This window comes from Paenibacillus sp. p3-SID1389 (assembly GCF_025151705.1).
GTDB classification, from domain to species: Bacteria; Bacillota; Bacilli; order Paenibacillales; family Paenibacillaceae; genus Fontibacillus; species Fontibacillus phoenicis.
Window position 1 is genome coordinate 13,810 of sequence record NZ_JALXVO010000026.1, and the last position, 15,394, is coordinate 29,203.

Annotated in this window: 13 protein-coding genes; all 13 read left to right on the forward strand. The window is 47.3% G+C overall.

Annotation, left to right across the window (positions count from 1 at the left end):
* Position 1 precedes the first annotated feature (1 nt).
* On the forward strand, positions 2–1,021 hold the full coding sequence (locus tag M3G15_RS12350) for a UDP-N-acetylglucosamine 4,6-dehydratase family protein (protein ID WP_260071083.1): 1,020 nt from the start codon (positions 2–4) through the stop codon (positions 1,019–1,021).
* On the forward strand, positions 1,021–1,740 hold the full coding sequence (locus tag M3G15_RS12355) for an acylneuraminate cytidylyltransferase family protein (RefSeq protein WP_260071084.1): 720 nt from the start codon (positions 1,021–1,023) through the stop codon (positions 1,738–1,740). Before M3G15_RS12350 ends, M3G15_RS12355 begins: the two co-directional genes overlap by 1 nt.
* Positions 1,741–1,754: 14 nt before the next feature.
* Positions 1,755–2,786: an N-acetylneuraminate synthase gene (neuB, locus tag M3G15_RS12360; protein WP_085170118.1), complete on the forward strand. Its 1,032-nt coding sequence runs from the start codon at positions 1,755–1,757 to the stop codon at positions 2,784–2,786.
* Positions 2,783–3,922 (forward strand): UDP-N-acetylglucosamine 2-epimerase, encoded by a 1,140-nt coding sequence (gene neuC / locus M3G15_RS12365; RefSeq protein ID WP_260071085.1) that lies wholly within the window; start codon positions 2,783–2,785, stop codon positions 3,920–3,922. Before neuB ends, neuC begins: the two co-directional genes overlap by 4 nt.
* A 16-nt stretch (positions 3,923–3,938) precedes the next feature.
* Positions 3,939–4,580, forward strand: coding sequence for an acetyltransferase (locus M3G15_RS12370; protein ID WP_085170116.1), 642 nt, complete (start codon positions 3,939–3,941; stop codon positions 4,578–4,580).
* Positions 4,573–5,715, forward strand: a complete 1,143-nt coding sequence (locus M3G15_RS12375) for a DegT/DnrJ/EryC1/StrS family aminotransferase (protein ID WP_085170115.1) — start codon at positions 4,573–4,575, stop codon at positions 5,713–5,715. Before M3G15_RS12370 ends, M3G15_RS12375 begins: the two co-directional genes overlap by 8 nt.
* Positions 5,716–5,968: 253 nt before the next feature.
* Positions 5,969–6,166, forward strand: coding sequence for a cold-shock protein (locus M3G15_RS12380; protein WP_009225364.1), 198 nt, complete (start codon positions 5,969–5,971; stop codon positions 6,164–6,166).
* Between the two features lie 155 nt (positions 6,167–6,321).
* Positions 6,322–6,828, forward strand: coding sequence for a VanZ family protein (locus tag M3G15_RS12385; protein WP_016314124.1), 507 nt, complete (start codon positions 6,322–6,324; stop codon positions 6,826–6,828).
* Between the two features lie 131 nt (positions 6,829–6,959).
* Positions 6,960–7,511 (forward strand): ribosome hibernation-promoting factor, HPF/YfiA family, encoded by a 552-nt coding sequence (gene hpf / locus M3G15_RS12390; protein WP_016314123.1) that lies wholly within the window; start codon positions 6,960–6,962, stop codon positions 7,509–7,511.
* Between the two features lie 224 nt (positions 7,512–7,735).
* Positions 7,736–10,243, forward strand: coding sequence for a preprotein translocase subunit SecA (gene secA / locus M3G15_RS12395; protein ID WP_260071086.1), 2,508 nt, complete (start codon positions 7,736–7,738; stop codon positions 10,241–10,243).
* A gap of 412 nt (positions 10,244–10,655) precedes the next feature.
* A protein-coding gene (gene prfB, locus M3G15_RS12400) for a peptide chain release factor 2 (protein ID WP_157273444.1) occupies positions 10,656–11,766 on the forward strand; the annotation gives its coding sequence in 2 pieces (ribosomal slippage) (positions 10,656–10,727 and positions 10,729–11,766; 1,110 coding nt in all).
* Between the two features lie 136 nt (positions 11,767–11,902).
* Entirely contained in the window at positions 11,903–12,787 is an 885-nt protein-coding gene (locus tag M3G15_RS12405; RefSeq protein WP_260071087.1) for a YitT family protein, read from the forward strand.
* 224 nt (positions 12,788–13,011) lie between these two features.
* A complete protein-coding gene (locus M3G15_RS12410; RefSeq protein ID WP_260071088.1) occupies positions 13,012–15,348 on the forward strand; it encodes a fibronectin type III domain-containing protein in 2,337 nt (778 codons plus the stop codon).
* The last annotated feature ends 46 nt before the right edge of the window (positions 15,349–15,394 follow it).

The following is a 15,394-nucleotide window of genomic DNA, read 5'->3' on the forward strand; positions in this document are numbered from 1 at the left end:
TATGTTTGAAAATAAGGTCGTTTTAGTTACTGGGGGAACTGGTTCTATTGGAAGTGAAATTGTTAGAAACGTTCTATCCTATCATCCCAAAGCTGTCAGAATATACAGTCGGGATGAAAGTAAGCAGTTTGCACTGCAACAGGAGTTTAAAGAGTACACTAACATAAGGTATTTAATAGGTGATGTCAGAGACAAACAAAGACTTAGCTATGCAATGGAAGGTGTTGATTATATATTCCATGCGGCAGCTTTGAAACATGTACCTGCTTGTGAATATAACCCTATGGAAGCTGTGAAGACGAACGTTATTGGTGTTCAGAATATTATTGAGACGGCTATTGACCATAATGTGGAGAAAGTGGTATCGATCAGTACAGACAAGGTTGTTAATCCAACGAATACGATGGGGGCAACAAAGCTCTTGTCGGAAAGACTTATCTCCTCCGCGAGTCTGTACAAAGGAGCGAAGCGAACTGTTTTTTCATGCGTTCGGTTTGGAAATGTAATGGGTTCACGTGGTTCTGTCATTCCTCTGTTCAAAGAACAAATTGCAAGAGGGATGCCGGTTACAGTGACTCATAATGAAATGACCCGGTTCATGATGTCTATACCTCAAGCGGCACAATTAGTGATTGATGCGGCAAAGTATGCCCAGGGTGGAGAGGTTTTCGTGTTAAAAATGCCAATTCTCAAAATTAGGGATTTAGCCGTTGCGTTGATTGATTCATATGAAAAAAATCTGCACAAGACCTATAAGAATGAGATCATTGAAACTGGGATTCGCCCGGGTGAAAAGATGTATGAAGAGCTGATGACATTGGATGAATCAGAACGGGCATTGGAAAATGACAAAATGTATATTATACCGTCATTCTTCCAGTCACAAAACGAAGCTTCATACCCCGGCTTTGTGAAAGCACCTTACCAGGAGTATTCATCCCATACTGCTCCTAGATTGTATCTTGAAGATGTCAAGTTGTTGCTTGAAAAAAATAGATTAGGTTTTGAGTGTGATGTGTGATGGAGAACTACGAGAATTGCTTAGCTGTGATTCTGGCTCGTGGTGGCTCAAAAGGACTTCCAAACAAGAATATTATTTTCTTGGGTCACAAGACGTTAATTGAATATAGTATTCATGCTGCCTTGGAATCAAAATATGTTGAAGAGGTAGTAGTAAGTACGGATAGTCCTAGTATTGCAGAGGTTGCAAAAAACGCGGGTGCTTCGGTTCCCTTTCTACGCCCCAGAGAACTTGCGTCTGATACGGCCAGAAGTATAGATGCAGTGAAGCATGCCGTTAGGTTTTATGAAGAAGAGCTGAATCGTCATTTTTCATATATTATTCTTTTGCAACCAACTTCCCCCTTACGTGTCACATTAGATATTGATCTAGCTATGGAATTGTTCATTCAAAATAATGCTGACTCTCTGCAAAGTGTTATAGAGGTGGATACACACCCCTACTTGTTGCGAACAATGGATCAAGGCAAGCTCAGTTCATATCTGTACAATGAGGCTGATCATCACAAGAGAAGACAAGACCTTGAACCTGTTTATGCCCTGAATGGGGCGATATACATCGTGAAGCGAGATGTGCTGATGTGTGAGGACACATTAATTGGTAAGAATAACTACGGTTACGTGATGCCGAAAGAACGATCTGTGGATATCGATAATGAAGCGGACCTGAAGCTTGCGGAGTTTTATTTATCCCTGCAAAGCAAGGAGATTACAGAATAAGCGAGGTTTAATCAATGGGAGTCAGACAGCTTTTCTTAGGCGAGCAAAATCCAGTTTATATTATTGCAGAGGTGGGTGTGAATCATAACGGTTCTTTAGAGCTTGCGATGAAATGCGTAGATGAGGCTGTCAAGGCTGGCGCAAACGCGGTCAAATTTCAGACCTTTAAAAGCAGTAAGCTTGTGACGAAGAGTGCCTCGAAAGCATCCTATCAATTGCAAAACTCGAGATCCTCGGAAAGTCAGCTGGAAATGCTTAAGAAATTGGAACTTAGCTTCGACGATTTTACCGAGCTACAAAAGTATTGTTTCGCGAAACAGATTGATTTTTTATCCACACCATTTGATGAGGAATCCGCAGCTTTTCTTAATTCGATTGAGATTGATGCTTTTAAAATCGGATCCGGTGATTTAAACAATCTCCCCTTCTTAAGACAGATTGATTCCTATGGTAGGCCGGTATTATTGTCAACGGGAATGTCCAGTTTGGAAGAGGTGCGGGAATCCTTAAGTGTATTCGAGAAGAGCCAGGTTGTATTACTCCATTGCACTTCGGATTATCCTGCTCCAATTGATGAGGTTAATCTGTTGGCGATCAAGACGATGAGAGAGCAGTTTGGCAAGATTACGGGATACTCAGATCATACAGAAGGTCATGAGGTAACCATTGCTGCAGTTGCTTTGGGAGCGAAGGTAATTGAGAAGCACTTTACTCTGGATCGAAGCCTTCCCGGTCCGGATCATAAGGCGTCTTTGGAGCCTCAGCCATTTGCAGAAATGGTCCAAGCCATCAGGAACGTTGAGCGAGCGCTGGGTGACGGGGTAAAAAGGTGCATGCCATCTGAGGAAAATACCAGAGTCGTAGCCAGAAAAAGTCTTGTTATCGCTAGATCGGTCAAGGCAGGAACGATTCTGTCGGGAGATGATCTCGTTATTAAACGCCCTGGAACTGGGATCGAACCAAAGTACTATAACACGGTACTGGGTAAAAAGCTGACTAGAGATATGGCTGGTGATGAAATGTTGTCATGGGGTGATTTAGCATGAAGAAAGTTGCCGTAATCACAGGAACTCGCGCTGACTATGGGATATATTATCCAATTCTTAAGGCTATTCAAGCTGATAATGAGCTTGAGCTGCATCTGATCGTCACAGGCATGCATCTTTCTCCCCAGTACGGAAACACGGTTGAAAGTATTAAGAAGGATGGGTTTCAGATATCAGCTCAGATTGAGTGCTTATTCCAAGGAGCAACCCATGGCAATATGGCGCGTTCGATCGGGATGGGAATCCTGGGGATGACCCAAGTTTTTGAATTTCTTCAGCCTGACTGTGTACTTGTATTAGGGGATCGCGGAGAAATGCTGGCAGCGGCCATTGTGTCGACCCATTTGAACATCCCGCTGATTCATTTGCATGGCGGGGAGGTCTCAGGAACCATTGATGAATCCGTGCGACACGCTATTAGCAAATTAGCCCATATTCATCTAGTTGCGACGGAAGGAAGCAGGGAACGTCTGATTCGAATGGGAGAAGACCCGTGGAGAATTGAGGTGGTAGGCGCTCCGAGGGTAGAGACCATTGAGAATGAGCAGTTGCCTTTACTTCGGGAGACCAAAGATAAATATCATCTGTATTTTACGGAAGATTACCTGCTTTTTGTCTACCATCCGGTGACAACTGAAGAGCAGGATTTGGCATTTTTAGGCCAAATGCTGGAGGTATTGCTGGAATCGGAGCTGCATCTGGTATGTATCATGCCGAATTCAGATGCAGGTAACGATAAAATTACGAGGATCTATCAACACTATTTGCAGAACCCTAAATTCCACGCGGTGACCAACTTCGAGCAATTGGATTATCTGACGATGCTGAAGCATGCGGTGATGTTGGTTGGGAACTCCTCGTCGGGCATCATTGAAGCAGCTTCTTATAAGGTGCCGGTCATTAACATTGGCTCTAGGCAGAAGGGACGAGAGCGTTCCAGGAACGTCATTGATATTTCGGAAGACAAGGATGAACTGCTCCATGCCATTGAGCATGTGATGGGGAAGGATTTCCAGGCATCGCTGAAAACGTTAACGAATGTATATGGGAGAAAGAATACGAGTCAGAACATCGTTCGAAGCATTAAGCAGCTCTCTAAGACAGAACAATTGATCCAGAAGACAATAACCTATTAAAGCGAGGATTGGCTTGATGGAATATATTATCTATGGAGCAGGCGGTCATGCCAAGGTGGTTCTCGATATTTTGAGGGCTAATAGAGAGACTATTGCAGGGGTGATGGATGACCAGCTAGATCTTGATGAGTGGAATGGGTTGAAATTTTTGGGGAATCTCAAAACCTTAGATAAGGAAGATAGCCTTTATAAAAAAGCCTTGTTTATCGTAGCGGTTGGCCACAATGAGAGCAGGAAGAGAATTGCCGAAAATTTGGATAGGAAAGGCATGAAATTTGGACTAGCCATCCATCCGAGCGCGATTGTCAGTCCGAATTGTACCATAGGTGAGGGAACCGTAATTATGGCGAATGCTGTCATTAATACAGACACTAAAATCGGAAGACATGTCATTGTTAATACTTCTTCCAGCGTGGATCACGATTGTCATATCGATGACTTTGCTCATATATCCCCTGGAGCTCGACTTGCTGGGGGAGTTAGTGTTGGAAAAGGATCTCATGTAGGCATCGGAGCAAATATTATTCCTGGTATCAAGATCGGTAATGAAACTGTTATTGGAGCTGGAGCAGCGGTTATTCATCATTTACCAGACCGTATCACTGCAGTTGGAGTACCCGCCGTTATCAAAAATAAAAGGGATGAGACAGATGTCTGAGTACAAGAAAATCTATCTAGCGTCTCCGCATATGAGCGGTCATGAACAGAAATATATTGAAGAAGCTTTCCGTACGAATTGGATTGCTCCGCTTGGAGAGAATGTGAATCGCTTTGAAGAAGAAGTCGCAAAATATGTGGGAAGCAAAGGTGCTGTGGCTTTGAGTTCGGGAACAGCTGCCATTCATTTAGCCCTTATTCTCCTTGGAGTTGGCGCAGGAGACACCGTCTTCTGTTCTTCTTTGACCTTTGTGGCGAGTGCGAACCCGATTTTGTATCAAAAGGCAACTCCTGTATTTATTGATAGTGATGCTAATACCTGGAATATGTGTCCAATTGCCTTAGAGAAAGCTCTTAGAGAATATGCAGATAAGGGTAAATTGCCGAAAGCAGTCGTTGTTGTTAACCTCTATGGTCAAAGTGCAGATTATGACAAGATAAAAGCTCTTTGTGATTTTTACGAAGTTCCTATTGTAGAGGATGCAGCTGAATCACTAGGAGCAACCTACAAAGATGTTATGAGCGGGACTATCGGGAAGTTTGGAATATTTTCATTTAATGGAAACAAAATTATTACTACCTCAGGTGGAGGTATGCTTGTCTCAGATGATATGGAGGCACTAAGTAAGGCGAGATTTTTTGCGACTCAAGCAAGAGATCAAGCAATTCATTATCAGCATAGCGAAGTTGGCTTTAATTACCGTATGAGTAATGTCTTAGCGGGAATCGGAAGAGGACAATTGCAAGTTCTAGGCGATAGGATATTAAAGAAAAGGGAAATTTACGGTCTGTATAAAGAACACCTCTCAGATTATCCGGGAGTTGAGTTTATGCCGGAAGCGAATTATGGTAAAGCGACGAGATGGTTAACAGCTGTGACGGTTAGCCCTGAAGTTGCAAAAATTGGAGATTTAATCGATATCTTAAATCAATATAACATTGAGTCTCGGCCCGTGTGGAAACCACTTCATTTGCAACCATTATTTCGAGAGGTCGATTTTTTTACTGCAGACAGTATGGATGTAAGTGGGGAATTGTTTAAGTATGGAATCTGTTTACCGTCAGATACGAATATGTCGATTGAGGATCAGTTGTCTGTGATTGAGATAATACAAAATGCTTTTAAAAAAATGTGAGTTGAGAAACGGTGGTTTTCTGGAGCTAAATTTAGGACGATTGAAGACCAAATAAGAATAAGGTGTTTGATGATCATTGTAGGAGATTCATTATGGTCGAGGAATCGCACTCCGACAAAAATCTACAAATTCCTTACAGTAAAACCTTTTCTTTGGTAATTGACACTGGATAAGCTTGGGTGGTATAGTCAGACATGTGGGGCTTGGTTACAAGGATCACACTCTTATTTGATAATGAAGGGAATGTTAGTGCATGCAAGGTAAAGTAAAATGGTTCAACGCAGAAAAAGGCTACGGTTTCATCGAAACTGAAGAAGGCGGCGACGTATTCGTACACTTCTCCGCGATCCAAGCTGAAGGCTTCAAAACGCTGGAAGAAGGCCAATCCGTCGAGTTCGAAATCGTTGAAGGCGCACGTGGTCCACAAGCCGCTAACGTAATCAAACTGTAATCATCCCGGCACAGCCGACCTACATATGAACGGTACGATGGTTAACAATTAAAGATTCGCTAGCAACTCCCCGGGGGAACCCGGGGTTTTCTTATTTTTATTATGCTATAATTTTCTAAAGTGAATGAGTTCGTAATCGAATGAGGTGACCTCCTTTGCACAACCTTCGACCTTGGCTGCGCTGGCTGCCGGCGATCGCGATGATGGCGATTCTTTTTGGGTTTTCTTCGCAGTCTTATGAGGAGCAGTCGCTGGTGCCGGAAATTGAGAAGAGCACCTCGGACCAGTGGATTGAGAATCGATTCGGCGGGATCCGGTTCAGCTATGGTGACTATGAAATCAGTGTGGACAGTGTGGGCGGGGCGAGCTTCATCGAGTTTTTTATTCGCAAAGCGGCGCATTTCGGCAGTTATGCTTTACTGGCAGCGTTCCTGGTTTACGCTTTAGGCGGTCGGGGACGATCCAATCGGCGATGTCTGCTCTTTGCGATTTTGATCGCATTCCTCTATGCCTGTACGGATGAGCTGCATCAGAGCTTTACGCCGGGGCGGACGGCGATGGTGCAGGACGTGCTGCTGGATACGATCGGGGCCGCGTGTGGGGCGGCGTTCACGATTTTGTTGAAATCCTGGTGGGGAAACCGGAAGGATCGCCGGGCTTGAAAGCGCGGGGGATTTGCCGATCTGCCCGTCTTTTTTTACGGATATCGCGGTGGTTTACAGACCTTTAACACTTTTTACTTTGCCTTAACGTCATGGTATAATAAAGGTGCAAAGCAAAGGAGGAGTGCCCTATGAATTTTAGTATTCGAGGACAGCAGATTGAAGTGACTGAGGCCTTGCGTGACTACGTAGACAAGAAGCTCAGCCGGCTAGACAAGTACTTTGATGCACCCCCTACCTCAGACGGTACTGTCACGTTAAGTGTGGTACGAGGCTTGCACGCGGTCGAGGTAACGATTCCTTTGACCGGCGTTGTGCTCCGTGCGGAAGATCGCAGCGATGACATGTACGCATCCATTGATGCGGTTGTGGACAAGCTTGAACGTCAAATCCGCAAGCACAAAACGAAAATCAACCGTAAACTGCGCCAGAAAGGCGTGAAGAACAGCCTCTTTGTAGAGGGCACGACCGCAGGCTCCGTTGCGCTGGATGAAGGCGAGGAAGAGCTGGAAGTGGTTCGTACGAAACGCTTTACCTTGAAGCCGATGGACGTAGAGGAAGCGATTTTGCAAATGAATATGGTAGGACACAACTTCTTCGTTTTCTCGAACATCGACACTAAAGAAGTGAACGTCGTCTACAAGCGCAATGACGGCAAATACGGTTTGATTGAACAGGATTAACCCCTTGCACTCCGTGCAATCATGGCAACTTGCTTCAAACTAGGTGGTAATTCCTGTGATACTTACGCAAAGGAAACGAGCCTTATCCGCCCGCGGATAGGGCTCTTTATTCGTATACAAAGGCGCTTTACCGCAATGCAGACGTGACGGGGCGTGTTGCGGCGTGCCTTACAAACTGTTACAATTTAGGCAAATCATCTGTTTATGCGTGAAAGGGGTAAATCATGCTGGGATTAGTAAAAAAGATATTTGGCGACACGAATGAACGTGATGTCAAACGTCTGATGAAGACGGTAGATTATATTAATTCATTAGAACCGCAATTTGAGGCGCTTTCGGACGAGCAATTGAAAGGGAAAACCGCTGAATTCCGGGAACGGATCGAGAAAGGCGAGACGCTGGATGATTTGTTGCCGGAGGCTTTTGCCACAGTACGGGAAGCTTCGAAACGCACGCTCGGGATGCGTCATTTTGATGTGCAGCTGATCGGCGGTATGGCGCTTCACGAAGGCAAGATTGCGGAGATGAAAACCGGTGAAGGGAAGACGCTGGTCGGAACCCTGCCGGTTTATTTGAATGCGCTCCTGGGGAAAGGTGTGCATGTCGTTACCGTCAACGACTATTTGGCACAACGCGATAGCCAGCAGATGGGGCAGATTTACAACTTCCTCGGCATGACGGTTGGGGTGAACCTCAACGGCATGGAGCATGAGCAGAAACAAGAAGCTTACGCTTGCGACATCACGTACGGCACGAACAACGAGTTTGGATTTGACTACCTGCGCGACAACATGGTGCTCTACAAAGAACAGATGGTTCAGCGGCCGCTGTATTATTGCATTATTGACGAAGTGGACTCCATCTTGATCGATGAAGCGCGGACGCCGCTGATTATTTCCGGCCAAGCTCAGAAATCCACCGAGCTGTATTATGCAGCCGATCGTTTCGTGAAGACGCTGACGCCGGAGGAAGATTATACGGTAGATATTAAAGTAAAGGCTGTTTCGCTGACCGAAAAAGGGGTTGCTAAAGCGGAACGCGTTTTTGGCATTGATAACTTGTACGATCATAAACATGTTACGCTGAACCACCACGTGGTGCAGGCGCTCAAAGCGAACGTCATCATGCGCCGCGACGTCGATTACGTCGTGACCGATGACGAGGTGCTGATCGTCGATGAATTTACCGGTCGGATCATGCAGGGCCGCCGCTACAGCGACGGGCTGCACCAGGCAATCGAAGCCAAAGAAGGCATCGAGGTACAGAACGAAAGCATGACGCTGGCGACGATTACGTTCCAGAACTACTTCCGGATGTACCGCAAGCTGGCCGGGATGACCGGTACGGCGAAGACCGAGGAAGAAGAATTCAAGAAAATTTACGGCCTTGAAGTGCTCCAGGTGCCGACCAACCGGCCGAACCGTCGGATTGACTTGCCGGACGTTGTTTATAAGAGCGTTGACGGCAAGTTTAAAGCCGTTGTCGAAGAAATCGTGGAGCGTCATAAGAAAAAACAACCGGTGCTCGTTGGTACGGTCTCGATCGAGAACTCCGAACGCGTATCCGAGATGCTGAAGCGCAAAGGCATCCCGCACAAGGTGCTGAACGCGAAATACCATGCGGAGGAAGCGGAAATTATTTCCCACGCAGGGGAACCGGGTTCCGTGACGATCGCTACCAACATGGCGGGTCGCGGTACCGACATTTTGCTTGGCGAAGGCGTGGCCGAATTAGGTGGCCTGCATATCATAGGTACCGAACGCCACGAATCGCGCCGGATCGATAACCAGTTGCGCGGTCGTGCCGGTCGTCAAGGCGACCCCGGCTCCACGCAATTCTACCTGTCGCTGGGCGATGAACTGATGAAGCGGTTTGGCGCGGACAACGTGCTGAACATGATGGAGCGCTTGGGCTTCGAGGAAGACCAACCAATCGAGAGCAAGATGATCACCCGCGCGATTGAGTCGGCGCAAAAACGCGTAGAAGGCAACAACTTCGACGTGCGCAAAGTCGTCCTGCAATATGACGACGTTATGAACCAACAGCGTGAAATTATCTATAAACAGCGCCGCGAGCTGCTGGAATCGGAGAACATTAAGCAGATCATTCTCGATATGATCAAGCCGGTCATCGAACGGGTGGTTGAAGCCCATACCGCTGACGAGCTGCCGGAGAACTGGGAACTGCAAGAGATTGCCGATTACGTCAACAGCAAGCTGCTGGACGAAGGCGCCATTACGAAAGACGATCTGTGGGGCAAAGAGCCGAATGAGATGGTCGAGTATATTTTTGAACGCGTCCTGACGAAATACAACGCTCGCGAAGAAGCGATTGGTACGGAAATGGTACGGGAGTTCGAGAAGGTTATCGCTCTCCGTGCGGTCGACAGCAAATGGATGGACCATATCGACGCGATGGATCAGCTGCGTCAAGGCATTCATCTTCGTGCATACGGCGGTACCGATCCGCTGCGCGAATATCAATTTGAAGGCTATGAGATGTTCAACGCGATGATCGCCAGCATTCAGGAGGAAGTCGCGACGTACATCATGAAGGCGCAGATCGAAACGAACCAGGAACGCCAAGCGGTCGTGGATGAGAATAAAATCACCACGAGCGGCGAGCCGGCAGAGAAACGCCCAGTCAAACGCGGCGAAACGATCGGCCGCAACGACTTGTGCCCATGCGGTAGCGGCAAGAAGTACAAACACTGCCACGGCCAAAACGCATAATGTCGGCATAAGCTGGGTGCGGCGGGGAGCCTGAGGATTTCCTTAGGCTGCCCGCTTTTGCCCCGTTTGGAGGGAAAACCTGTTCTCGGCCGCAGCGGCCGCGCCGATGTTGGCTCATCCGAGGTAGCCACCTCGACGTTGGTTCAGCCACAGGCGAAATAGGGGTAAAAAAGGGCCTTATTTTGCTTTTTTGGGCGGATGTCTGGTAAATAAGGGAGTTTTTTGGCCTTATTTTTGCAGACTATGGCTCAAAACAGGGTTTTTCCAGGTTTAGGAATGAAATAAAGGTAGATTTTGGCCTTATTTTTTGAAATTCGGTGCCCGGGAGTTGAATAAGGGTACAAAAGGGCGTTACCTTTAAACCAAAGTGGCAGCTACAAATAAACTTTTACAAAGAAAGGTGATCTACCGTATGATCGATGCGAACGTGAAACAAGACATGCGCGAAATCGCAAAGAAATTAACTAACCTTAGGGGGTCTCTTTGACTTAGATCTGAAGCAAGAGATGATCGCCAACTATGAGGAGAAAATGGCGGCACCGGATTTCTGGGACGACAACGAGAAAGCTCAAGGGATTATCGCGGAGATGAATGCGGTAAAATCCTCGGTGGACCAATATACGGCGCTGCAGAACGAATACGATGAGCTGGAAATGATGGCGGAGCTCGCCGAGGAAGAAGGCGATGAATCGCTGGCTGCGGAGGTTGCAGACTCCGTAGAGAAGCTCGTGAAGAAGCTGGAGGAGTTCGAGCTCCAGCTGCTGCTGAACCAGCCGTACGACAAAATGAACGCGATTCTCGAGTTGCATCCTGGCGCAGGCGGCACCGAGTCCCAGGACTGGGGCCAAATGCTGCTGCGGATGTATACTCGCTGGGCGGAGAAACGCGGCTTTAAGGTCGAGACGCTGGACTACCTGCCGGGCGACGAAGCCGGGATCAAGAGCGTTACGCTGTTGATCAAAGGCTACAACGCCTACGGCTACCTGAAGGCGGAGAAGGGCGTTCACCGGCTGGTGCGGATCTCGCCGTTTGACGCTTCCGGACGCCGGCATACGTCGTTCGTCTCCTGTGACGTCGTGCCGGAGATCAGCGATGACGTGGAGATCGAAATCCGTAATGAGGATCTGAAAATCGATACGTACCGCGCCAGCGGTGCCGGCGGTCAGCACATCAACACGACCGACTCGGCCGTGCGGATTACCCACATCCCGACCGGGATCGTGGTGACCTGCCAGAACGAACGCTCACAGATCAAGAACCGAGAACGGGCGATGACGATGCTCCGCTCCAAGCTGTACGAACGCAAGATCGAGGAGCAACAACGCGAGTTGGATGAGATCCGCGGCGAGCAATCGGATATCGCCTGGGGCAGCCAAATCCGCTCGTACGTGTTCCACCCGTACAGCATGGTGAAGGATCACCGGACGAACGTGGAGACGGGGAATGTCGGCGCGGTGATGGACGGGGATCTGGACGCTTTTATCGACGGTTATCTGCGCAGCCAGATTAAGACGGAGAGCTAATCAGCGGGACGGGAGCGCCTTGATGTGCCTTCCCGCCCGAGCCGCTACTAAATACGACCCACCCTGGCCACGTTTGGTACGGGTGGGTTTTTCTATTTTTACATATTTCATGAAATGCAAGTAAGGAGGGGCAGCAATGCCGCCGAAAGTTCGCAAACGCCGATTTCAAGACTATATTCCGGTCACCGGTCCGATACGCCATACGCTGGATACGTTGATGATTATCGTAGGCTCGCTGATCACTGCCTTGGCGTTTAATTTGTTTTTGGTCCCCAGTCATATCGCCTCGGGCGGTGTCTCGGGGTTATCGATCATCGTTCAGTCGCAATTTGGAATCGAACCAGCCTACACCCAATGGGCCCTGAACATCCCGCTGTTCATCGCAGGCTACGTGCTGCTCGGGCGGGACTACTCCATCCGTTCTCTGCTGGGCACGGTGGTGCTGCCGTTCTTCGTCTTTTTGACACGGGACATTCCCGTACCAACGACAGATCCGTTGCTGGCTTCGTTATATGGAGGCATCGGGGTGGGGATAGGACTCGGTATTGTGTTCCGAGGCCGGGGATCCACCGGCGGGCTGTCCACCTTGGCGCAAATTATTCAAAAATACAGCGGCCTCAGCCTCTCCGTTTGCGTTGTGATGATGGACGGGATTGTGATTGTGTTGGCGTTATTTTTGCTGACCCCGGAAAAAGCGCTCTATGCCCTGATCGGACTGTACATCACCGGTAAAATCATCGATGCCATCGAGCTGGGCTTCAATTACACGAAGGTCGCTTACATTATTGCCGACCGGACGGAGGAGATCTCGCAGGCTGTGCTCACTCACCTGGACCGGGGGCTGACTAAGCTGGACGGTCACGGCGGGTACACCGGCGATGCGCGGACCGTGCTGATGGTCGTTGTAGGGCAGAGCGAAGTCACGCGGCTCAAGACGTTGGTACAGACGCTGGATCCCAATGCCTTTGTGATTATCACGAATGCGCATGAGGTGTTGGGGGAAGGGTTTAAGAGAGCATAGAGAGATGCCGCGTAATCCATAAGTGGGACAAGTAGCTTGATCTACCTGACCGTCCTTATGGATTTTTTTATTTTTAAAATGAAATTTTACATAAACAATACCGTTAAGGAAAATATAGATTTTTCATCCTATTCTAGGAATTTATGTTTGGACAAGCGGTACTGTGAGTGGTAGCCTTTAAGCATCAGGCCTGATAGTTATTATTTCTCATAGGAGGAATTCTTTTGAAACGATTTATTGGCATCATTGCACTTGTGATTGGTATTATAACTGGCTCAATTACATATCCCGCGTCCACCCACGCGGCATCTCAATTTACGGGTGGATTATTGGACGGGATTTTGATAGAGATTGGAGCTTCGGTTGGGCAATCGACGACTACGGTTGCAGAAATGACAGATGGCGATGTGTCGACAAGAGGAATACTTAGTACATCAAATGTAGCATGGCATTCCTTTTCTTCCCCAGTAGAAATTTCTTCTGTCGTGCTGAAGAGTAGTGGGGCAGGAATCATTGAATTTTATGATAATCAAAATAGCCTGCTGCAAAGATATAATGTTATAAGCAATGATGGGATTCAAACCCTTCCAACTCCAGTACAGAATGTTACGACTGTTGTTTTAAAAGGTGCATCAAGCAATATCAATGTGTACGAGTGGAATGTATTTACGGTCCCTTCCGTGCCACCAACAGCGACGACCATCAATTGGATCCAGGCCGGGGATCAAATTGTAAAATTGGATTGGGATCATACAGGAGCTGCCTCTTATAATGTAAAACGTTCAACATCCGCTGGCGGCCCTTACACCTTACTGGCGAACGTTAAAGGAACAACGTATGTAGATCAAGCCGTCACCAATGGAACGACCTATTATTATGTAGTTAGTGCGGTCAATGAGGCGGGGGAAAGCATCGATTCGTCTGAAAAAAGTGCTAAACCGGATGCAACCCAATATACGGGCGGATTATTGGATGGATTATTAATCCAAGCAGGTAAAACAGTAGGAACCCCAACGAGCACCGTACGTGAAATAACGGATAACAATACGGGGACGAGATTCGTTTTAACTACTGGGGGAGTGGCTTGGTATACATTTACTTCACCGGTAGAAATCAACTCTGTGATTGTGAATAGCAGTAACGTTTTGGCTGTTGAGTTCTACGATGCCAATAATAACTTGCTGCAGAAATATGATCTTATCAAAAATGACGGAATTCAAACGCTCCCGACCCCAGTACAAGATGTGACAACGGTTGTATTAAAAAACGGGTCAATTAGCAGTATCAGTGTATACGAATGGAATGTATTTTCAAACCCTTCAGCACCACCACTAGATACAACCATTAACTGGATCCAGGGCGGTGATCAGTTTGTAAAGTTGGAATGGGATAACACAGGAGCTGCCTCATATAACGTAAAACGTTCGACATCAGCAGGCGGTCCTTACAGCTTACTGGCGAACGTGAAAGGCACAGCATATGTAGATCGAGCCGTAACGAATGGAACGACCTACTATTATGTAGTCAGCGCAGTGAATGAGGCTGGGGAAAGCGGAAATTCAGCGGAAAAAAGCATTACACCAAATGCAACCAAATATACGGGTGGATTGTTGGATGGGCTATTAATCCAAGCTGGTAACACGGTAGGAAACCCAACGCGTACCGCACGTGAATTGACAGACAACAATACACGTACAAAATTTGTCTTGGTTACTGGTGGCGTAGCATGGTACACATTTTCTTCACCGGTGGAAATCAATTCCGTGATCGCCAGTGGCACTAACCTGGCTGTTGAGTTCTATGATGCAAGCAATAACTTGTTACAACAATACAACATCGTGAATAAAGATCAGGTTGAAATCCTTCCTACCCCTGTCCAAAACGTTATGACAGTTGTACTAAAAAATGTGGGTACAAGTGTTAGTGATGTCTACGAATGGAACGTCTTTGGCAAAGGCGGAGAACCTGCAGATGCACCGATGAATTTGACAGCATCCGCGGGGAATAAAAAAGTTGTTTTGAATTGGACAAGCTCGAGCAGTAATGTGACGAGTTACATCGTGAAACGCTCCCTGGTACCTGGCGGGCCGTATACGGCGATTGCCACAGTGCCGGGGAACACAACAACTTACACGGACACCAATGTTGTAAACGGTACGACTTATTATTATGTCGTCTCTGCGGTTGGATCGGCAGGTGAAAGCGCCAATTCTAACGAGGCATCTGCCACACCAAAAGCCGATGTAGTTACTCCTCCTGGTCAGACCGGAGAGAGAGCGCTGCTTCGGATTACGCTAAACAATGGGATTGAGAAAGAATACGACTTATCTATGGCAGAAGTATACGATTTCATTAATTGGTATGAAGGACGGGCGGACGGAGTAGGAACAGTGATGTATGCCTTTGATAAACATGATAATAACAAGGGGCCGTTCAAAAGTCGCAAAGACTACGTATTCTTCGATAAAATTATTACTTTTGAAGTGAATGGATACGATGTCGGTACGAGTGGGCCGGAGGAGGATGGGGGATACCCTGTTCCGTATCCGGAAGAATATTAATAACGTTAAAAGCACGGGTTGAAGTCAACACTTCAGCCCGTGCTTT